This window comes from Streptomyces sp. NPDC101132 (assembly GCF_044759225.1).
Lineage (GTDB): Bacteria > Actinomycetota > Actinomycetes > Streptomycetales > Streptomycetaceae > Streptomyces.
The window spans coordinates 453,054-473,257 of sequence record NZ_JBIVYX010000002.1 but is presented as its reverse complement, the minus strand read 5'-3'; the positions used below and the strand labels follow the sequence as shown (position 1 = coordinate 473,257).

Genomic DNA, 20,204 nt, shown 5'->3' with positions numbered 1-20,204 from the left:
TTCCCCATGACGGGGGCGGTCCACAGGGCGGAGCGGGGTGGGGGCCGGGTGGCGGATCGTGGGGTCTGTCCGGGCGGAGTGCCCGGTACTGGAGCCTCACGATGGGCGGTGTTCCTCATGTCCGGATCCGATGCGTTCCCCTCCGTCACGTGTCCCCCGCCGCGGGCGGTGCCGATGTTCGAGCCCCTGCGGGTACGGGGAGGCGGTGCGGCCCGGCTGCGCAGGGCGCTGCGGCGCAGGCGCCGGGCGACCGCGGCCGGGCTGGCGGTGGTGGCGGCCGCGCTGGCGGCCGCGGGTCCGCGGGCGGAGGCCTCGCGGGGGGATCCGGCGCCGGTGCGGCCCGTGGTGGCACCGGCCGCGGTGCCGCTGGTGTCCGCGCCGGTGCGGATCGCGGACGCGGCGACGGTGCGGCTGCTGCGGGCCGGGGACCGGGTGGACGTGGTGGCCGCGGGCGAGCCCGGGCGGGAGCGCGAGCGGCCCCGGGTGGTGGCGTCGGCGGCGCGGGTGACTGCCGTACCGGTGCCGGAGGAGGGCGCCCGGGACGCGGGGGCGCTGGTGGTCCTGGCGGTGCCGCGGGAGACCGCGCGGGCGCTGGTGGGGGCCGGCGCCGTGGCCCGACTGGCGGTGACGCTGTGCTGATTCGCACATGCGCCCGGTCAAGTCGCCTTGGGGTGTGCGTCGATTGGACACTGCGCGGCCCGACTGCCGTAGTTTTCGGAACCGTTGGCTCCGTGTCCTGTGACACCCGTGAAGAGAGGCTCAGTGGTGAGCGAGAAGAAGGTCAGCGTACTGGCGGGGTTCAAGGCCTTCCTGATGCGCGGCAACGTGGTCGACCTCGCGGTGGCCGTGGTCATCGGTGCGGCGTTCACGAACATCGTGAACTCGGTGGTGAAGGGGATCATCGGCCCCCTGGTCGGCGCGGTCGGCACGAAGAACCTGGACGTGTACGCGACCTGCCTGAAGGAACCCTGCGGGGTCGACGGGGCGGGCAACCCGACCGGTGTGAACCTGCTCTGGGGCTCGGTGCTGAACGCCACGCTGACGTTCCTGATCACCGCGGCGGTCGTGTACTTCCTGATGGTGCTGCCGATGTCGAAGTACCTGGCCCGCCAGGAGGACCGGCGCAAGGCCCGGGAGGGCGTGCAGGAGATCGTCGAGATCACCGAGCTGGAGGTGCTGAAGGAGATCCGCGACCACCTGGTGACCCAGCGCGAAGGCGGCACCGGCAGCCACCGCGCGCCCGTGGCGGACTAGCCCGGGCGGCTCAGAGGTGGTGGGGCGGCTTTTCGTCGAGGAAGCGCGCGAGGTCCGCGGCGCTGTCGGCGGGCGGCCGCTCTCCCCACCCGCGGTCCGTGTCGTCCGAGGACTGCCGGTCCAGGGGGTCGTCGAAGATCAGCGCGGGCTTCGGCCTGGGCGCGGGCTCGGGCTGCGACGGACGCGGTCCGGGGGTGGGGGCGGTGCTGCTCATGGCTCCAGGGTACGGCGGGGGCGCGGGCGGCTCAGCTCGGTGCCTCGGCGCCCTTGCGGGCGTAGAACCACCAGCAGACCACCAGGCAGGTCGCGTAGAAGCCGATGAACATCCACAGCGCCGTGGTCACCCGCAGGTTCGCGAACATGGCCGGGATGAAGAAGAAGCCGTAGGCGGCGATGGCGGAGGAGAAGCCGGTGACGGCGCCCGCCTCCATCTCGGACTGCTTCAGCGCGGCGGCCTGCGCCTGCTCGCCCTGGCCCTGCGCGGCCCTGGCGTGCTGGTCCCGGAAGATGACCGGGATCTGCCGGAAGGTCGAGCCGTTGCCGAGGCCGGAGAAGAAGAACGCGGCCAGGAAGCCGATGTAGAAGGTCCAGAAGCTGCCCTGGTCGCCGTCGTGAGGCAGGGCGAAGATCACCACGACGAGGGCGGCGGCCATGCCGACGAAGGACAGCATGGTCACCCTGGCGCCGCCCATCCGGTCCGAGAGCCAGCCGCCGGCCCAGCGGGTGAGCGCGCCGACCAGCGGGCCGACCCAGGCGTAGGTGAGGGCCTGGTAGCCCTGGGACTCGAAGTTGTTCTTGATGAGCAGGGGCAGGCCGGCGGCGAAGCCGATGAAGGAGCCGAAGGTCCCGACGTAGAGCCAGGTCATCAGCCAGTTGTGCTTGCGCCTGAAGATGATCTTCTGCTGGCTGAAGGGGGCCGCGGCGACCTTCAGGTCGTTCATCAGGAACCACGCGAGCAGCGCCATGACGACGAGCAGCGGAACCCAGACGAAGGCGCCGTTCTGGAGCCAGACGTCGGTGTCCTTCTTGGTGTCGCGCTGGGGGCCGCCGGCGGGGGCGCCCAGGATGGCGGCGGTGACGACGAGCGGGGCCACCAGCTGGACGACGCTCACGCCGAGGTTGCCCAGGCCGCCGTTGAGGCCGTTGGCGTTGCCCTTCTCGCGCTTGGGGAAGAAGAAGCCGATGTTCGCCATGGACGAGGCGAAGTTCGCGCCGCCGATGCCGCAGACGGCCGCGATGAGGACCATCTCCCAGTAGGGGGTGCCGGTGTCCTGGAGGGCGAAGCCGAGCCAGAGCATCGGGACCACCAGGATCAGCGTGCTGAAGGCGGTGAACTTCCGCTCGCCGAAGATGGGTCCGATGAAGGTGTAGAGGATCCGGAAGGTGCCGCCGGTGATGCCGGGGACGGCGGTCAGCCAGAAGAGCTGAGACTTGGAGAAGCCGAAGCCGACGTCACCGAGCCGGACGACGGTGACGGACCAGACCTGCCAGACGACGAAGCCCAGCATGAGCGCGGGGATCGAGATCCACAGGTTGCGGGTGGCCACGCGCTTGCCGGTGGCCTGCCAGAAGGCATCGTCCTCGGGACGCCATTCGACGATGGTCGATCCGGGCTTGTAGGTCTCGGCCCGGTGCGAGCGCGGGGTGGTTCCGGTCGGTATGGACACTCGTCCACGCTAGGCCGGATGTCCCTGCCCGGCCTGTCGTGCGTCCCCCGGACGGCCCTACGGGTCCCGGGGCTCAGACGGCGGTCAGGCCCTGGGCGGCGAATACCGCCCGGGCGTGCGCGACCTGCTCGGGAGTCGGCGACGGGGTGTCGTGCAGGGTGAACTCCCTGCCGAGCGCCTGCCACTTCCCCTCCCCCAGCTTGTGGAAGGGCAGCACGTCCACCCGGGAGACGTTGCCGAGGGAGCCGGCGAAGGACGCCACCCCCTCGATGTTGGCCGGGTCGTCGGTGAGGCCGGGCACGAGCACGAAGCGCACGTGCACCTCCTTGCCGAGGTCCGCGAGGCGGTGGGCGAAGTCCAGGGTGGGTGCCAGCGGGCGGCCCGTCACCTTGCGGTAGGTGCCGGGGTCCCAGGACTTGATGTCGAGGAGGACGAGGTCCACGTCGCGCAGGAGCGCGTCGGTGGCCCGGACGCCGAGGAAGCCCGAGGTGTCCAGGGCGGTGTGCAGGCCGAGTTCGTGCTTCATGCGGTGCAGCAGCTCGCCGGCGAAGACGGGCTGGAGGAGCGGTTCGCCGCCGGAGACGGTGGCTCCCCCGCCGGAGGCGGCGATGAAGCGCGTGTATTTGGCGGCTTCGGCGATGACGTCGTCGGCGGAGGTGCGCTTGCCGTTCCGCATCCGCCAGGTGTCGGGGTTGTGGCAGTAGAGACAGGTCAGGGGGCAGCCGGAGAGGAAGGTGACGAAGCGGGTGCCCGGGCCGTCGACGCCGGTCGACAGGTCCCAGGAGTGCACGGAGCCCTCGCTGGGGCGGCCGGTGACGGCCGCCGCGGGGGTGACGGCGGCGGGGCCGGCTGCGGGACGGGAGAGGTTCTGGCCCAGCAGGATGGTCATGGCAGGCGCTCCTGGACTGTCTGGTCTCGGCTGTCCGGTCCGGGACCGGCGGGCCGTCGGTGGCACCGGCGGGCGGTGCCCGGTGGTGGCGCGCGGTCCCGGGGCCGGGGTGAGGGCCGGGCCCCGGGCCGCGCGGTCGGGGGGCTCTAGAGGGAGCCGTGGAAGGTGCGGTTGAGCACGTCGAGCTGCTGCTCGCGGGTGAGCCGGACGAAGTTGACCGCGTAGCCGCTGACGCGGATGGTCAGCTGCGGGTAGTTCTCCGGGTGCTCCATCGCGTCCTGGAGGACGTCGCGGTTGAGGACGTTGACGTTCATGTGGAAGCCGTCGCTGGCCATGTAGCCGTCGAGCACGCCGGCCAGGTTCTTGATCCGCTCCTCGGGGGTGCGGCCCAGGCCGTCGGGGGTGACGGTGTTGGTCAGGGAGATGCCGTCCTCGGCGTCCTCGTAGGGGAGCTTGGCGACCGACAGCGCCGAGGTGACGTAGCCGTGGGTGTCGCGGCCGTTCATCGGGTTGGCACCCGGGGAGAAGGGCTCGCCGGCCCGGCGGCCGTCGGGGGTGTTGCCGGTCTTCTTGCCGTAGACCACGTTGGAGGTGATGGTCAGGACCGACTGGGTGTGCTCGGCGTTGCGGTAGGTGGGGTGCCTGCGCACCTTCTTCATGAACTCCTCGACCAGCCAGACGGCGATGTCGTCGACGCGGTCGTCGTTGTTGCCGTAGGCCGGGTAGTCGCCCTCGACGGTGTAGTCGGTGGCGAGGCCCGTCTCGTCGCGGTGGACGGTGACCTTGGCGTGCTTGATGGCGGAGAGGGAGTCGGCCGCGACCGCGAGGCCGGCGATGCCGCAGGCCATGGTGCGGCGCACGTCGCGGTCGTGGAGCGCCATCTCGATGCGCTCGTACGCGTACTTGTCGTGCATGTAGTGGATGACGTTCAGCGCGTGGACGTAGACGTTCGCGAGCCACTCCATCTGCTCGTCGAACTTCGCCATCACCTCGTCGTAGTCGAGGACGTCGGCGGTGATGGACCCGGTCTCCGGGCCGACCTGGGCGCCGGACTTCTCGTCCCGGCCGCCGTTGATCGCGTAGAGCAGGGTCTTGGCGAGGTTCACGCGGGCGCCGAAGAACTGCATCTGCTTGCCGACCGGCATCGCGGAGACGCAGCAGGCGATGGCGGTGTCGTCGCCGAAGCGGGGACGCATCAGCTCGTCCGACTCGTACTGCACGGAGGAGGTGTCGATCGAGACCCTGGCGCAGAACTCCTTGAAGCCCTGCGGGAGCCGGGGCGACCAGAAGACGGTCATGTTCGGCTCGGGGGCCGGGCCGAGGTTGTAGAGGGTCTGGAGGTAGCGGAAGGACGTCCGGGTGACCAGCGGGCGGCCGTCCTCGCCCATGCCGGCGATGGACTCGGTGACCCAGGTCGGGTCGCCGGAGAACAGCTCGTCGTACTCGGGGGTGCGCAGGAAGCGGACGATGCGGAGCTTGATGATGAAGTCGTCCACCAGCTCCTGGGCCTGCTCCTCGGTGAGGCGGCCCGCCTCGATGTCGCGCTGGAGGTAGACGTCGACGAAGGTGGAGGTGCGGCCCAGCGACATGGCGGCGCCGTTCTGCTCCTTCACGGCGGCCAGGTAGGCGAAGTACAGCCACTGGATGGCCTCGCGGCCGGTGGCGGCCGGGCCGGAGATGTCGTACCCGTACGAGGCGGCCATCGCCTTGAGCTCGCCGAGCGCCCTGATCTGCTCGGACAGCTCCTCGCGGAGGCGGATGGTCTCCTCGACCGCGGCGGGGTCCTGCGGGAGCGCGTTGAGCTCGTCCTTCTCGTCCTTCTTGGCGGCGATGAGGCGGTCGACGCCGTAGAGCGCGACGCGGCGGTAGTCGCCGATGATGCGGCCGCGGCCGTAGGCGTCCGGGAGTCCGGTGACGATGCCGGCCTTGCGGGCGGCGCGGATCTCGGGGGTGTAGGCGTCGAAGACACCGGCGTTGTGGGTCTTGCGGTAGTCGGTGAAGACCTTCTCCAGCTCGGCCGAGACCGGGTAGCCGTAGGTCTCCAGGGCGCCGGCGACCATGCGCCAGCCGCCGTACGGCATGATCGCCCGCTTCAGCGGGGCGTCCGTCTGGAGGCCGACGATCAGGTCCTTGTCGCGGTCGATCCAGCCGGGGGCGTGGGCGGTGATGGTGGAGGGGATGTCGTGGGCGACGTCGTAGACACCCTTCTCCCGCTCCTCGGGGAAGCGGTCCGTGATCGCCTTCCACACGGCGGTGGTGCGCTCGGTGGGACCGGCGAGGAACGCGTCGTCGCCCTCGTAGGGGGTGTAGTTCTGCTGGATGAAGTCGCGGACGTCGATGGCGTCACGCCACAGGCCGCCCTTGAAGCCCTCCCAGGCTCCGCCGTTCACGGTCGTCTCCGTACGAGCAGCAGTCATGACCCGCAACCTTCCGAACTCGCCTCATTGCTTGCTTCCATTGCACGCCTTTTGATCGATCATTTGGCGCCGCATTGGTCCCCTCCTGCGGACCGGAGGTCCCGCCCGCCACCGGACCCACCCCTCGGAAACCGGCTTGACCTGCGGTTTCCCCTGTGACCTTGGGCCCTCGTGAGCTTGTGAATGCATTCACAAGAATGTGGTCAGCAGCATGCCCGAGGCCACCGCCACACCGGTGGTCACCAGTCCCGGCACCATGAACGAGTGGTTCACCACGAACCGGCCCACCCGGGTCGTGCCGGTGCGGTCGAAGTTGATGGCCGCGATGAAGGTGCCGTACGTGGGCAGCAGGAAGTACCCGTTCACGGCCGGCCACATGGCGATCAGCAGCGGCGCCGGGATGCCGAGGGCCACGCCCAGCGGCATCAGCGCCTTGGTGGTGGTGGCCTGGCTGAACAGCAGCGCGGACAGCACCAGCAGCACCACCGCGAAGAACCAGGGGTGGCTCCGGGCCACCCCGCCCAGGGCCCCGGTGATCCGGGCCTCGTTGGCACCGATGAAGGACAGCCCCAGCCAGGACAGCCCGAAGACGCCGATCACGGCCACCAGGCCCGACCGCGCCACGTCCGTGCCCGGGATGCGCCGCGCGTCCACCCGGCACACCAGGAGGATCAGCGCCGCCACGGCCATCATCAGGACCTCGATGGTCGCGGGCATCCCCAGCGGCCCGCCGTCGCCCGCGGCGGGCCGCAGCGCCGGGAAGAGCCCGCTGACCACCACGGCCACGGTGCCGCCCAGGAAGAGGTACGCCGACCAGCGCGCCCGGGGCGGCAGGGGCGGCCGCTCCGCGGCGGCCGCGGTCACCGGCTCGATCTCGCCCGCCGCGAGCCGCCGGAGGTACTCGGGGTCCGCGTCCAGCTCCCGGCCGATCCGGGACTGCACGGTGGCCGCCGCCAGCACGCCCAGGAGCGTCGCGGGCACGGCCACCGCCATGATCCGGGGGAGGTTCCACCCGTCCCCGTCGAACATCACGATCATGGCGGCCATCGCCGCCGAGACCGGGGACGCGGTGATGCCGAAGGTCGCGGCGATGGAGGAGACGGCGATGGGCCGCTCGGGCCGCACCCCGCCCTCCCGGGCCACGTCGTGGATCACCGGCAGCAGCGGGTAGAAGACGTGGGCCGTGCCGGCGCCCAGTGTGAAGGCCCAGGAGACCAGCGGGGCGATGAAGGTGACCCGGCGGGGCCTGCTGCGGATGGCCCGCTCGGCCACCCCCACCAGGTGGTCCACACCGCCCGCGGCCTCCATGGCCGAGGCCGCCATGATCACCGCCAGGATGATCAGCATGACGTCGACGATCCCGCCGGTGTCGGCGGGCGTCACGCCGAAGAAGGTGGCCAGGACGAAGACGCCGACCGCGCCCCACAGCCCCATGGCCACCCCGCCCTTGCGTGAGCCGAGGGCGATGGCCGCGACCATCACCCCCAGCTGGAGCAGCATCGAGAGCACGGGATCAGCTCGGCGCCTCGGCACCCTTGCGGGCGTAGAACCACCAGGCCACCACGATGCAGCTGGCGTAGAAGCCGACGAAGCCCCACATCGCGCTGGTCACCGCGAAGTTGGCGAACATCGCCGGGATGAAGAAGAAGCCGTAGGCGGCGATCGCGGCCGTGAAGCCGGTGACCGCGCCGGACTCGATCTCGGCCTGCTTCAGGGCCCTGGCGTACTCGGGGGTGCCCTCGGTCAGGCCCTTCAGGTGCTGCCCGCGGAAGATCACCGGGATCTGCCGGAAGGTCGAGCCGTTGCCGATGCCGGAGAAGAAGAACGCCGACAGGAAGCAGAGGAAGAAGCCGTAGAAGTTGCCCTCGCCGCCGCCGGCCGGCAGGAAGTTGATCACGCCGATGATCGAGAGCGCCATGCCCGCGAAGGACAGGATCGTCACCCGCGCGCCGCCCAGCTTGTCGGCGATCCAGCCGCCCGCCCACCGGGCGAGCGCACCCAGCGCCGGGCCCATCCAGGCGTACGTGGCGACCGAGTAGGCCGGGAAGGTGGTCTTGATCAGCAGCGGCAGGGCCGCCGCGAAGCCGATGAAGGAGCCGAAGGTGCCGACGTACAGCCAGGTCATCAGCCAGTTGTGCTTGCGCTTGAAGATGATCTTCTGCTGGCTGAAGGGCGTCGAGGCGACCTTCAGGTCGTTCTGGCCGAACCAGGCCACCGCCGCCAGGACCACCAGCACCGGCACCCACACGAAGGCGGCGTTCTGGAGGTAGATCTCCGAGCCGTTCGCCTTCTTCTGGCCCGCGCCGATCGCCAGCACCGAGGAGGTGATCAGGATCGGGGTCAGCAGCTGCACCACGGAGACGCCCAGGTTGCCCAGGCCGCCGTTGATGCCGGTGGCGTTGCCCTTCTCCTGCTTGGGGTAGAAGAAGCCGATGTTCGCCAGCGAGGACGAGAAGTTGGCGCCGCCGATGCCGCAGAGTGCGGCGATCGCGATCATCACGCCGTACGGGGTCTCCGGGTTCTGCACCGCGAAGCCCAGCCACAGCAGCGGGACGACGAGCACCACGGTGGAGATCGCGGTGAACCTGCGCTGGCCGATCATCGGGCCGAGGAAGGTGTAGAGGATCCGGGCGGTGCCGCCGGTGATGCCGGGCACGGCGGTCAGCCAGAACAGCTGGGACTGGCTGAAGCCGAAGCCGACGTCCTTGAGGTTGGTCGCGGTGATGCTCCACACCTGCCAGACCACGAAGGCCACGAGCAGCGCGGGGACCGCGATCCACAGGTTGCGGGTGGCGACCTTCCTGCCGGTGGACCGCCAGAAGGCGGGATCCTCCGGCGCCCAGTCGGTGATGGTGCGTCCTGGCCGGTACTGCTCGGGATCGGGCGATTGCGCACGTCCGCCCTGCGTCGTGCGCGCGTCCTGGATAGCGGAACTCATCGGATCTTCCCGGATGTCGATACGTTGCCTGACTTTTCCAGGATTCGCCCCGCCTGGGCCCTCACATCAGAGGCGAACGGGCCGCGGGGAGACGGAAAAGGTCCCGTCGCCCCACGGCCCGTCGGCACGTGCCCCGCGGTACTCAGGTCCGCAGCTCCAGCACCGGCAGCGCGACCTCCGGGTCGTCCAGACAGACGCCCGTCCGCAGGTCGAAGACCTGCTTGTGCATCGGTGAGGCCACCACCGGCACCCCGTCCCTGCTGCCCATGATCCCGTCGGCGATCACGTCCGCCCCGGAGAACGGGTCCCGGTTCCCGACCGCGTACACCGTGCCGGCGGAGTCCTTGAACACCGCGGCCCCGGTCCCGTCCGGCAGGACGGCGGCCCGCCCGCGCCCGGTCTCCAGCACCACGGCCGGCTCCCGCTCCCCGTCCTCGCCGTACGCCCCGAAGTCCACCGTGCCGAAGCGGTCCAGCGCCGCCGGGTCCTCCAGCACCGCCCGCCACTCGTCCTGGTACGCCGCCACGTGCCGCTCCATCTGCGCCTCCAGCTCCGCACAGATCCCCAGCGAGTCCTCGACCAGCACCTCCCGCAGGTGCGCCACGCCCGCCCCCGAGCCGCCCAGCCGCTCGACCCAGGCGGCCGTGCGCTCCAGCCGCTCGCCGGTGCGCACGTAGTACATGAGCAGCCGGTCGACCAGCGCGAACAGCTCGTCCGTCGCCAGGTCGGCGGCCAGCAGGTCCGCGTGGCGCGGGCTCGCGCCGCCGTTGCCGCCCACGTAGAGGTTCCAGCCGTTGGCCGTGGCGATCACGCCGACGTCCTTGCCGCGCGCCTCGGCGCACTCGCGCAGGCACCCGGAGACCCCGCCCTTGAACTTGTGCGGGGTGCGCAGGCCCCGGTACCGCAGCTCCAGGTCGACCGCCAGCCGGATCGAGTCGCCCTGCCCGAAGCGGCAGAAGCGGGCGCCGACGCAGGACTTCACCGCGCGCAGCGACTTCCCGTACGCCTGCCCCGACTCGAAGCCGGCGCCGCCGAGCCGCCGCCAGATGTCCGGCAGCTGCTCCCTGCGCACCCCGAAGAGCCCGATCCGCTGCGCGCCGGTGATCTTGGTGTAGAGGCCGTGGTCACGGGCCACCTCGCCGAGCGCGATCACCTGCTCGGGCGTGATCTCGCCGCCCGCGACCCGCGGCACCACCGAATAGGTGCCGTCCTTCTGGAGGTTGGCGAGGTAGAGGTCGTTCGAGTCCTGGAGGGCGGCCTGCTCCCCCGCCAGGACGTGCCGCAGCCCCAGCTCGGGCGCGAGCGCGGCCAGGACGTTCGCCACGACCGGCTTGCAGACCGCGCAGCCCTCGCCGCCCTTCCCGTGCCGCTCCATCAGCTCGGCGAAGGAGCGGATGCGTCCGCCGCGCACCTTGTCGTAGATCTCCGGCCTGGTCAGTCCGAAGTGCTCGCACAGGCCGCGCGGCTTCTCGATGCCGGAGGCGGCCAGTTCGGCGTCCAGCACCGCCTGGAGGGTGCCGGCGCAGCCGCCGCAGCCGGTGCCCGCCTTGGTGCAGCTCTTGATGCCGCCCAGGTCGGTCAGCGCCTCTGCCGAGACCGCCGCCCGTACCTGCCCCTTGGTGACGTTGTGACAGCTGCAGACCACCGCTTCGTCGGGCAGCGCGTCCGCGCCGGGCGGGGCCGCACCCCCCGTGGCGGGCAGGATGAACGCCTCCGGCGGGGCGGGCAGTTGCCGGCCCGCGTGCGGCTTGAGGGAGCCGTACGCCTCCGCGTCGCCGACCAGGATGCCGCCGAGCAGCCGCCCGTCGGGGCCGAGCAGCAGCTTCTTGTAGACGCCCTCGCGGGCGTCGGAGAAGACGACGGAGACCGCGCCGTCCCGGCCCTCGGGGGCGAAGGGGTCGCCGAACGACGCCACGTCCGCGCCCATCAGCTTGAGCTTGGTGGAGGTGTCGGCGCCGGTGAAGGTCAGCTCCCCCGCGCCCGCCAGCCGGTCCGCGACCGTCTCGGCCATCTGGTAGCCGGGCGCGACCAGTCCGTACACCCGGCCGTCCGCGGTCTGCGCGCACTCGCCGACGGCGTACACGTACGGGTCGCTCGTCCGGCAGTGCGCGTCCACGGCCACCCCGCCCCGGTCACCCACGGCCAGCCCGCACTCGCGGGCCAGCCGGTCCCGGGGCCGCACGCCCGCGGAGAAGACCACGACGTCGGCGCTGATCTCCTCGCCGCTGCTCAGCCGGAGGGCCCTGGCCCGGCCGTCCGCGTCCAGCTCGACGCCGGCCGCGCCGACGCCCGTGTGGACCGCGACACCCATGGACTCGATGGTGGCGCGCAGGGCCGCGGCGCCGCCGTCGTCCACCTGGAGGGGCATCAGCCGGGGCGCGAACTCCACCACGTGCGTGGTCAGTCCCAGGGTGCGCAGGGCGCCCGCCGCCTCCAGTCCGAGCAGCCCGCCGCCGACGACGACACCGGTCCTGGCGGTCCCGGCGTACGCGGTCAGGGCCGCCACGTCGTCCAGGGTGCGGTACGTGAAGCAGCCCGCGGCGCCGGCGCCCTCGACCGGCGGCACGAACGGGTACGAGCCGGTGGCCAGCACCAGGACGTCGTACCCGACCAGCGCCCCGGAGCGGGTGGTCACGGTCCGGGCGGCGGTGTCGACGCGCTCGGCCGGGTCGCCGAGCCGGAGGTCGACGCCGTGGCGCTCCAGGAAACCGGGGGCGACGAGGGAGAGGTCCTCGGGGGCGGTGCCGGTGAAGGCGGCGGAGAGGTGCACGCGGTCGTAGGCGGGCCGGGTCTCCTCGCCGAGGACGACCACCCGCCAGCCGGGGCCGTCCGGCCGGGCGGGGTCGGCGAGGGCGCCGCGCTCGGCGAGTGCCTCGAGCAGGCGGTGGCCCACCATGCCGTGGCCGATGAGCACGAGGGTCTGCATGGGTTCACTCCTCCGTTCCGGCCCCCGCCGTCCACGCTAGGCGCGCCGGTACGGGGTTCCGGCCCGGCGAAGGGCCCCGCCGCGAGGCCCTTCGGCCCCGGGGCACAGGGGCGCACGGCCCGCCTCCCCGGGCCGACCGCCGCCGCCGTCGCCCGGACCGGAGGCGTACGGTCGAGAGGTGTCCCGACGAGAGGAGGGCGGCATGCTCGTCATCGCCGTGCACGGGAGTGCCGATCCGGCCGCCGGGGCCACGGTGCGCCGGCTGGCGGACGCCGTCGCGGCCCGCACCGGAACGCGGCCGCGCATCGGGCACCTCGACGACCGGGCCCCGACCCTCGCCGACGCCGTCGCCGGGCAGCCCGGCGCCGTCGTCGTGCCGCTGCTGCTGGGCGACGGCTACCACCGCACCGTCGACATCCCGGCCGTGCTCGCCGGCACCGGCTGTGTCCTCGCCGAGGGCCTGAGCGGCGAGCCGGACGTCGCGCTCGCCCTGTACGACCGCCTGCGCGCGGCGGAGCGGCAGCGGGGCGGCCGCGCGGACGCCGTGCTCCTGGCCGGGGCCGGCTCCTCGCGCCCCGGCGGCAACGCGGGCACCCGCACCGCCGCCGCCCAGCTGGCCGCCCTCCTGGAGCGCGACCGGGGCACCACCCGGGTGACCTGCGCCTACCTGACCGCGGCCGAGCCGGACGTCGCCACGGCCCTGGCAGCGCTGCGCGCCGAGGGCCACCGGAGGGTCGCCGTCGCCGCGCACCTGCTGGCCCCCGGCCGGTTCACCCGGACGCTGGCCGGCGCCGGCGCGTGGGCCGTCACCGCACCGCTCGCGGACCACCCCCGGCTGGCCCGGCTGGTGCTGCGCCGGTACGAGGAGACGCGCGCCCGGCACCCGTACGCCCCCGGGGCCGGCCGGGCCGCCTGACGGGCGCCCCGCATCCCGCAACCGCCCGGCACCCGCCCCCCCCGGCACCGGCCACGACCCCCTCCCGCGCTCCCGGCGACCACCCGAGGCATGCCGGGCCGACCCGCCGCGCGTCCGGCCCGCCCGGACGGGCCCCTTCTGGTGTGCTGGGCGGCATGGCGTACCAACCGATGACCGCCCGCAGCCGCGACGAGGAACACCGCGCGGCCACCCCGCTGGAGCTCTTCTTCGACCTGTGCTTCGTCGTCGCCGTCGCGCAGGCCGGCAAACAGCTGGTGCACGCGCTGATCGAGGACCATGCGGCGGCCGGCATCACCGGCTACCTGTTCGTGTTCTTCGGGGTGTGGTGGGCCTGGATGAACTTCTCGTGGTTCGCCTCCGCCTACGACGTCGACGACGTGCCCTACCGGATCGCGACCCTGGTGCAGATCTCCGGCGTGCTCGTCTACTCGGCCGGCGTGCCGCGCGCCTTCAACGACAACGACTGGACCGTCGCGGTCCTCGGCTACGTGCTGATGCGTCTGGCGCTCACCACCCAGTGGCTGCGCGCCGCCGCCGGCGAGCAGGGGCCGGCCCGGCGCACGGCCCTCACGTACGCCGTCGGGCTGGTGATCTGCCAGGTGGGCTGGGTGGCCCTGCTGGCGGCACCGGAGAGCAGCAGGCGCTGGCTGTTCCTGGTGCTGGTCGTGGCCGAGCTGGCCGTGCCGATGGTCGCCGAGCGGGGCTTCGAGACGCCCTGGCACGCGCACCACATCGCCGAGCGGTACGGGCTGTTCACCATCATCGTGCTCGGCGAGACCATCGCGGCGGCGACCGTGGCGGTGCAGTCCGCACTCGACGAGCACGACGCGCTGGACGAGCTGCTGCCGATCGCGGCGGGCGGCCTGCTGATCGTCTTCGCGGCCTGGTGGATCTACTTCGCCGTGCCCGGCCACGAGATCCTCACCGGCAACCGCGAGGCCATCCCCTGGGGTTACGGACACTACGTGATCTTCGGGTCGGCCGCGGCGATCGGCGCCGGCATCGAGGTGGCCGTCGAGCACGCGACCGGCGAAGGGCACATCTCGCAGTTGGCCGCGAACCTGTCGGTGACCGTGCCCACCGCCCTGTTCCTGATCACCGTCTGGCTCCTGCACTCCCGCCACTTCAAGCAGGGCGCCGTCCAGCAGCTGGTCCTGCCGGTGTCCGCACTGGCCGTGCTGGCCTGTTCGTTCGCGGGCGATGCGGCGGTCCTGGTGGCCGGTCTGGTGTCGGCGCTGACGGTGGCCGTGGGCGTCGTGCTGACCGAGCGCACCGGTCCCCCCGCCCGGATGTCCGTGTGACGAGCGCCCGTGTCCATGTAAACGCGTCCCGCCTCACACGATGGGTGGAATCTGCCCGCCCATCCGCCGTACGGGCCCTCAACCCGCCCGGCGGCACGTGAGGATGACGGCCGTGACAGGGAACCTCGCCGATCCGGCGTTCTGGCAACTGGCCCCGGCCGACCGCCTCAGGGAGTTCGCGCGGCTGCGCGCCCTCGACGGGCCGGTCTACTTCAGCGAGCGGCCGACGTCCCGCCCGGCCACCGCCGGGGGTGCCCCCGGGCGGGGCCGGGAGCGCGGCCACTGGGCGCTGGTCCGGCACGCCGACGTGACCGAGGCCAGCCGGCTGCCGAAGGTCTTCGCCAGCGCGCCGGGGGTCACCACCCCCGAACCCGCGCGCTGGGTACGGGCCCTGTTCGGCGACTCGATGGTCAACCTGGACGGCGCGGACCACGCCCGGCTCAGGAAGATCGTCTCGCGGGCGTTCACCCCGCGGCTGCTGGCCGAGGCCGAGCGCGACATCCACAAGGTGGCCGCGCGGATCGTGGACGACATGCTCGACCGGCGCCCGGACGAGTTCGTCGCCGCCGTGTCCTCCCGGCTGCCGCTGGAGGTCATCTGCAACATGATGGGCATCCCGGAGGAGTACCGGCCGGAGATCGCGGACCGGGTCAACCACGCCTCGGAGAACATCGGCGTGGAGCGCGGCCTGGCGGCACGGCTGCGGATGCCCGGCCGGGGCCTGCGGGCGCTGGCGCGGATGCAGCGGATGGTCGCGGGCATCGGCCGCGAGCGCCGCCGCCACCCCACGGACGACCTGATCTCGGCCCTGGTGTGCGCGAACGTCGACGGGCAGGCGCTGGGCGCCCGCCAGCTGGGCGCCTTCTTCTCGCTGCTGATGGTCGCCGGGGTGGAGACCACGCGGAACGCCATCACCCACGGGCTGACCCTGCTCACCGACTTCCCCGACCAGCGCGAGCTGCTGCTCTCGGACTTCGAGCGGTACGCCGACGGGGCGGTGGACGAGATCATCCGGCACTCGACGCCGATCATCCAGTTCCGCCGGACGGTGACCGCGGAGCACACGCTGGGCGGGCACACCTTCCGGCCGGGCGACAAGGTGGTGCTGTACTACGCGTCCGCCAACCGCGACGAGGCGGTCTTCCCGGACCCCGACGCCTTCGACATCACCCGGAACCCCAACCCGCACCTCGGGTTCGGCGGCGGCGGCCCGCACTTCTGCCTGGGCGCGCACCTGGCGAAGGTGGAGATGAAGGCGCTGTTCCACGAGCTGCTGACCCGGCCGGTGGGCCTGCGGGCGGTCGGGCTGCCCGATCTCGCCGGCTCCAACTTCGACAACCGGGTCAGGTCGCTGCGGTTCGCGTTCTCCTGCCCGGGCGAGCGCCGGCCGTAGGGCCGCCGGCCGTCGTGCGGTGGCCAGGGCGACGGGGCCGGGGCGTACGGGGCCGGGGCGTACGGCGGGCGCGTACGGCGGCCCCGCCGCCGGCACCGGGGACGGGCCGCCACCGGGCAGGCTGGGAGCCCGGCGGCGGCCGCCCTCCCCGCGCCCCCGTCCGGGGAGGAACCGGGGAACTACCCGCTCACTTGCGGAGCTTGGTCACCGGCAGCAGACAGTGGGCGCTGCTGGTCAGCACCCCTTCGTCGCCCGCGAAGGCCTGGAGCTGCTCGGGGCTGACGGGGCGGCCCGGCGCGGCCTCCGGCCAGGGGCGGGTCGCGAACAGGAAGTACACCTGGCCGAGTTCGTCGGCGGCGGCCACCCACTCCGGCGGGGCGGGGCACTGCACGTTCATGCCCGGCATGGTGAGCACGGCCTGCTCGGCCTCGACCAGGACCGTGACCGGGAGGCTGGGCATCCGCGTGCCGTCGGTGACGACGTCGCCGACCGGCAGGCCCGTCTTCTCCAGCAGCGCCCGCACGGCCGCCTCGCCCGCCTCGGGCCCGTCCTCGCCGTCGCCGAGGGAGTAGGCGAGCAGGTAGGGGATGTCGTGGCCCTCCTCCGGGTCGCCGATCCAGGCGAGGACGGAAAGGGTGCCCAGCTGGTTCCCGCGTACCGCGGATTCGGTGTGAGTCGAAGTCATGCGCGGCACCCTAGTGGCATTTTCCTGCACCCTTTCCCGCCCCTTCACCCCCTCGGACTAGATCTGCCAGAAACCCTCTCCGGAATTCGGCTGCATGTTCGCGTCGCGGTACTGGAGACGGACGATGCGCACGTTCTCCGGAATTTCGAACACGACCCAGCCTTCGGCCTGCTCGCCGACGGCGAGGGAATCGAAGGGCAGGGGCTTCCCGGTGGTCAGTTCACCCGTGGGCACGGAGGGGTGGCGCCCCCCTTCCGCGTCGATCGCCCACATGCTCCCGAGCGCCCCGTACGAGGCACCCCCGACGTTGACGAACCGCATCCCGGCACCCACCCAGCGCTTGCCCGCGGCGGGCGCGTACTCCTTGGCGGCGCTGACCGCCGGGTCGACGTAGGCGTGCAGGACGACCTGGAGGTGACGGCCCAGCTCACGCCCCCGGAAGGTCACGGTGTCCCCGATCCTGGCCGCCCCCGCCCGGCTGCCGGCCCGTTCCTGTCCCCGCACCACCGCGTCCGCGGCGTCGGCGCCCTCCGCGTCCGCGCCGCCCCGCGCGTCGTCGCGCCCGGTCAGCGGGGGCGCGACGGCGGGGGCACCGCCCGCACCCCCCGGGGAGCTCTGGCACGCGGCGGACCCGAGCAGCAGAAGGGGGAGGAGGGCCAGGGAGAGGGGCGCGGCTCGACGCATGGGGGGTCCCTTCCGGGGATTCGAATTCCCGCCATACTCACGCGGTCGCGCGGACAAATGCACCCAACGACACGGGGCACGGCGAGTGAGATCGACCCGCGCGATCAGCACAATTCGATTCGGCGGCGTACCGCCGCCGCTCCCCCCACCCCCGGAAGGCATCATGCGCATTACCGGACTCGCCCTGGCCGCCCTGGCCGCACTGGCGACCTTCACCTCACCCGCCGTCGCCGACGCATTCTCCGGTGAGATTTCCGTACAGGACGAAGTGCACATCGCACCCGACGGTACGGTCACCCTTTCCGGCACCTACCGGTGCTCCGGTGCGTCACCCGAGCGGGCGGTCTTCCTGACCAGCAGCCTGGAGCAGAACGGCCGGCAGATCGGCTTCGGCTCGACCGACGCGGTCTGCGACGGGGCCGAGCACCCGTGGTCCAGCAGCGGTCCCGTCGAGCCGCTGGGCGGCGACCTGGGCTTCCGCGAGGGTCCGGCGCGGGTGCAGGCCCGGCTGATGACCCTGGAGAACTCCGGCTGGCTGCCGCTGCCCCGCGGGCTGGCCGGCCACGAGGAGGGGGTCGCCCTCGTCGACCACCGGTTCTGAGGACGGCCGCGCGTGCGGCGCCGGCGCCGCCGCGCCTACGGGCACTCGGCGCCGACGCCCACGACCGACATGTACGCCACCGTGCGGCAGCCGGGTCCCTCCGGGGCCCGGTCCGCCGTCCGCGCGGCGGCGAGCGGCAGTGCGACGACCGCGAGGACGAGGAGCAGCAGCCCCGTCAGGGCTCCCTTGGTCATCCACCGCATGGCTGAATCCGTTCCATACGCCGATGGTCACCCGGCGCGGCCGGGCCCACAACTCGGCGTTACCGTCCGGACACGCCGGGCGATCCACCGCGCCGGGGCACCGGCGGCTCCGGGCCCCCTCAGCCGCCCTCGACGGGGCCCGAGAACTCGCACCACACGGCCTTGCCGTCACCCCGGGACTCCACGCCCCAGTGCGTGGCCAGCGCGTCCACCAGCAGCAGCCCGCGTCCCGTGGTGGCCGCCTCGCCCGGCGAGCGCCGCCGCGGCCACACGCTGGAACGGTCCTTCACCCAGAGCCGGATCCGCCGGACCGGCTCCGGCAGCACCTCCATGGTCAGCACCGCGCCGCCGTCGGTGTGCAGCAGGGCGTTGACCAGCAGTTCCCCGGCCGCGAGTTCCACGTCGTCGGCCAGCTCCGGCATGCCCCAGTCCCGCAGCGCCTGGCGCAGCGCGTACCGGGCCTCGGAGAGCCCCTCCGGGTCCGCCTGGTGCACGTACTGGTGGATCCGCGGGGCGCGGTGGGTACCCGGGTCGGGCGCCCGGCGCAGCACCAGCAGCGCCACGTCGTCGCCCGAGCCCCAGCGCTCCCAGAGCCGGTCGGAGAGGTGGTCGGCCAGTGCGCCGGCCTCCTGGGGGCCGCTCCTGACCGCGTGGGCCAGGGCCTCCATGCCGGCCGTGATGGCGGTGCCGGGCTCCTCCACGAGGCCGTCCGTGCAGAGCACCAGCGTCTCGCCGGGCACCAGGTCGAGCCGGGTCTCGGGGAACTCCTCCTGCTCGAAGACGGAGGCGAGCCCGAGGGGCAGCCCACCGCGCAGGTTCGGCCAGCCGGTGCGTCCGTCGGTGTGCCGGATCAGGGGGCCGAGGTGGCCGGCGCGGACCGCCCGTACCCCGCCCGTCTCCAGGTCGACCTGGGCGTACGTACAGGTCGCGAAGCGCTCGGTGTCGAGTTCCGCGAGGAACCGCGAGGCCCTGGCGAGCACCGTCGACGGCGGGTGCCCCTCGCCCGCGTACGCGCGCAGCGCGATCCGCAGCTGGCCCATGATCGCGGCCGCGTGGGTGTCGTGGCCCTGTACGTCGCCCACGACCAGGCCCACCCGGTCGCGGGGCAGGGCGATCACGTCGTACCAGTCGCCGCCGACCTCCCGGCCGCTCCACGCGGAGTGGTAGCGGACGGCGATCTCCCCGCCGCTGATCTCCGGGATCCGGCGGGGCAGCATCGCCGCCTGGAGGCCGGTGGCGAACTCGCGCTCCTGGTCGAAGAGCAGGGCCCGCTGGAGCGACTGCGCGACGATGCCGGCGAGGCCGAGGCAGAGGTTGCGCTCCTCGGGGCTGAACTCGCTGCGCCTGCGGTAGAAGAGCACCAGCCCGCCGATGGCGGTGTCCTGGGCGATCAGGGGGAGGTAGGCGGCCGCGTCGAACTCGATCCGCCGCAGGTAGTCGCCGAGCAGCGGGAACTCGTCCGCGAGGGCGTGCAGCGAGGTCACGAAGCGGGCCCGGCGGGTGAGCACCGCCTGCGAGAGGGGCAGCGAGCCGTCCAGCCGGGTGTACCGGCGCTCGTCGAGGATGTCCAGGGACTCCCCGCTGAGCGCGATGATCTTCATCGTGCCGTTCTCGGCGAGGCCCAGGGCCAGCCCGTCCGCGCCCAGCCGCTCCAGCGCGCCGGCACCGGTCAGCACGGCGGTGACGTCGTCGACCGTGACCGCCCGCGAGAGGGCCTCGGTGGTGCGCTGCACGATCGTGGTCTGCTTCGCGCGGGCCGCCTCCAGCTTGCGCAGCAGCGTGGAGTGCGCGAGCTCGGCGGTGGCGTTGCGGACGATCCCGAGGATCCGGCGGCCCTTGCCGTCCCCGTCGCGCATGATCCGGCCCTGGGTGTGGGTCCACTGCTCGGTGCCGTCGCGCCGCTGCACGGTGAAGTACGAGCCGTACTCGGTGTCGCCGGCGTCGAGGGCGGCCTGCACCACGGCCTGGAGCCGCGTCCCGTCCTCCGGGGCGATCCGCAGGCCCAGGCCGGAGGCGGTGTGGTCGAACTCCTCCGGCTCCAGGTCGAAGACCGACAGGGCCCCGGCGTCGAGGTCGAGCCGCCCGGTGTCCAGGTCCCAGTCGAAGCTGCCCATCTTGTTCAGGGCCAGCCGCTCCCCGGGTCCGACGGCGGGCACCGCCACCGGGCCCCGTTCCTCCGCACCCGACTCAGCCTCCGCCATGGGACTCCCTCCGGACGCTACGGACGTCGGACGCTACGGACCGGGCCAGCACGGCTGGGAGATCAGCCGTTCCCATTCTGGGTCAGGATGCCCGGGAAGGGTCCTCCC

General features: G+C 72.8%; 17 protein-coding genes. 6 read left to right on the top strand and 11 right to left on the bottom strand.

Features of this window, described 5'->3' with window-relative positions:
- Positions 1-117 precede the first annotated feature (117 nt).
- Positions 118-639: a hypothetical protein gene (locus ACIQUR_RS06345; protein WP_403659146.1), complete on the top strand. Its 522-nt coding sequence runs from the start codon at positions 118-120 to the stop codon at positions 637-639.
- A gap of 126 nt (positions 640-765) precedes the next feature.
- Complete coding sequence (mscL, locus tag ACIQUR_RS06340; protein ID WP_403659143.1) at positions 766-1,254, top strand: large conductance mechanosensitive channel protein MscL; 489 nt, start codon at positions 766-768, stop codon at positions 1,252-1,254.
- A gap of 10 nt (positions 1,255-1,264) precedes the next feature.
- Here mscL and ACIQUR_RS06335 read toward each other — a convergent pair whose 3' ends face one another.
- The 7 genes from ACIQUR_RS06335 to nirB form a co-directional block, all read right to left on the bottom strand.
- Positions 1,265-1,468 (bottom strand): hypothetical protein, encoded by a 204-nt coding sequence (locus tag ACIQUR_RS06335; protein WP_403659140.1) that lies wholly within the window; start codon positions 1,466-1,468, stop codon positions 1,265-1,267.
- A 31-nt stretch (positions 1,469-1,499) separates the two neighbouring features.
- Positions 1,500-2,921: a NarK family nitrate/nitrite MFS transporter gene (locus ACIQUR_RS06330; RefSeq protein WP_403659137.1), complete on the bottom strand. Its 1,422-nt coding sequence runs from the start codon at positions 2,919-2,921 to the stop codon at positions 1,500-1,502.
- A 73-nt stretch (positions 2,922-2,994) separates the two neighbouring features.
- The gene (gene pflA, locus ACIQUR_RS06325) at positions 2,995-3,810 is read right to left on the bottom strand and encodes a pyruvate formate-lyase-activating protein (RefSeq protein WP_403659134.1); all 816 of its coding nucleotides are present in this window, start codon (positions 3,808-3,810) and stop codon (positions 2,995-2,997) included.
- 146 nt (positions 3,811-3,956) lie between these two features.
- The gene (gene pflB / locus ACIQUR_RS06320; RefSeq protein WP_403659131.1) at positions 3,957-6,227 is read right to left on the bottom strand and encodes a formate C-acetyltransferase; all 2,271 of its coding nucleotides are present in this window, start codon (positions 6,225-6,227) and stop codon (positions 3,957-3,959) included.
- A 189-nt stretch (positions 6,228-6,416) separates the two neighbouring features.
- Positions 6,417-7,727, bottom strand: a complete 1,311-nt coding sequence (locus ACIQUR_RS06315; RefSeq protein ID WP_403659128.1) for an anaerobic C4-dicarboxylate transporter family protein — start codon at positions 7,725-7,727, stop codon at positions 6,417-6,419.
- Between the two features lie 13 nt (positions 7,728-7,740).
- Positions 7,741-9,165, bottom strand: coding sequence for an MFS transporter (locus ACIQUR_RS06310; protein WP_403659125.1), 1,425 nt, complete (start codon positions 9,163-9,165; stop codon positions 7,741-7,743).
- Between the two features lie 142 nt (positions 9,166-9,307).
- A complete protein-coding gene (gene nirB / locus ACIQUR_RS06305; RefSeq protein WP_403659122.1) occupies positions 9,308-12,091 on the bottom strand; it encodes a nitrite reductase large subunit NirB in 2,784 nt (927 codons plus the stop codon).
- Between the two features lie 178 nt (positions 12,092-12,269).
- On the opposite strand from nirB, the gene ACIQUR_RS06300 reads away from it, so the two are divergent.
- From ACIQUR_RS06300 to ACIQUR_RS06290, 3 genes are all read left to right on the top strand, one after another.
- A complete protein-coding gene (locus ACIQUR_RS06300) occupies positions 12,270-13,007 on the top strand; it encodes a sirohydrochlorin chelatase (protein WP_403659120.1) in 738 nt (245 codons plus the stop codon).
- Between the two features lie 155 nt (positions 13,008-13,162).
- Positions 13,163-14,329 carry a low temperature requirement protein A gene (locus tag ACIQUR_RS06295; RefSeq protein ID WP_403659117.1) on the top strand — a complete coding sequence of 389 codons (1,167 nt, stop codon included), beginning with the start codon at positions 13,163-13,165 and terminating at the stop codon, positions 14,327-14,329.
- Positions 14,330-14,432: 103 nt separating this feature from the next.
- Positions 14,433-15,722 carry a cytochrome P450 gene (locus tag ACIQUR_RS06290; RefSeq protein WP_403659113.1) on the top strand — a complete coding sequence of 430 codons (1,290 nt, stop codon included), beginning with the start codon at positions 14,433-14,435 and terminating at the stop codon, positions 15,720-15,722.
- 187 nt (positions 15,723-15,909) lie between these two features.
- Here the strand turns inward: ACIQUR_RS06290 and ACIQUR_RS06285 are convergent, their stop codons facing one another.
- Together ACIQUR_RS06285 and ACIQUR_RS06280 are read right to left on the bottom strand one after the other, a co-directional pair.
- Complete coding sequence (locus ACIQUR_RS06285) at positions 15,910-16,407, bottom strand: DUF5949 family protein (RefSeq protein ID WP_403659110.1); 498 nt, start codon at positions 16,405-16,407, stop codon at positions 15,910-15,912.
- 57 nt (positions 16,408-16,464) lie between these two features.
- Positions 16,465-17,091 (bottom strand): hypothetical protein, encoded by a 627-nt coding sequence (locus ACIQUR_RS06280; RefSeq protein ID WP_403659107.1) that lies wholly within the window; start codon positions 17,089-17,091, stop codon positions 16,465-16,467.
- A 163-nt stretch (positions 17,092-17,254) separates the two neighbouring features.
- Here ACIQUR_RS06280 and ACIQUR_RS06275 point away from each other — a divergent pair, with 163 nt between their 5' ends.
- Positions 17,255-17,692: a DUF6299 family protein gene (locus ACIQUR_RS06275; protein WP_403659104.1), complete on the top strand. Its 438-nt coding sequence runs from the start codon at positions 17,255-17,257 to the stop codon at positions 17,690-17,692.
- A 35-nt stretch (positions 17,693-17,727) separates the two neighbouring features.
- Here the strand turns inward: ACIQUR_RS06275 and ACIQUR_RS06270 are convergent, their stop codons facing one another.
- Positions 17,728-17,886: a hypothetical protein gene (locus ACIQUR_RS06270; RefSeq protein WP_403659101.1), complete on the bottom strand. Its 159-nt coding sequence runs from the start codon at positions 17,884-17,886 to the stop codon at positions 17,728-17,730.
- A gap of 128 nt (positions 17,887-18,014) precedes the next feature.
- Positions 18,015-20,096, bottom strand: coding sequence for a SpoIIE family protein phosphatase (locus ACIQUR_RS06265; protein WP_403659098.1), 2,082 nt, complete (start codon positions 20,094-20,096; stop codon positions 18,015-18,017).
- Between the last annotated feature and the right edge of the window lie 108 nt (positions 20,097-20,204).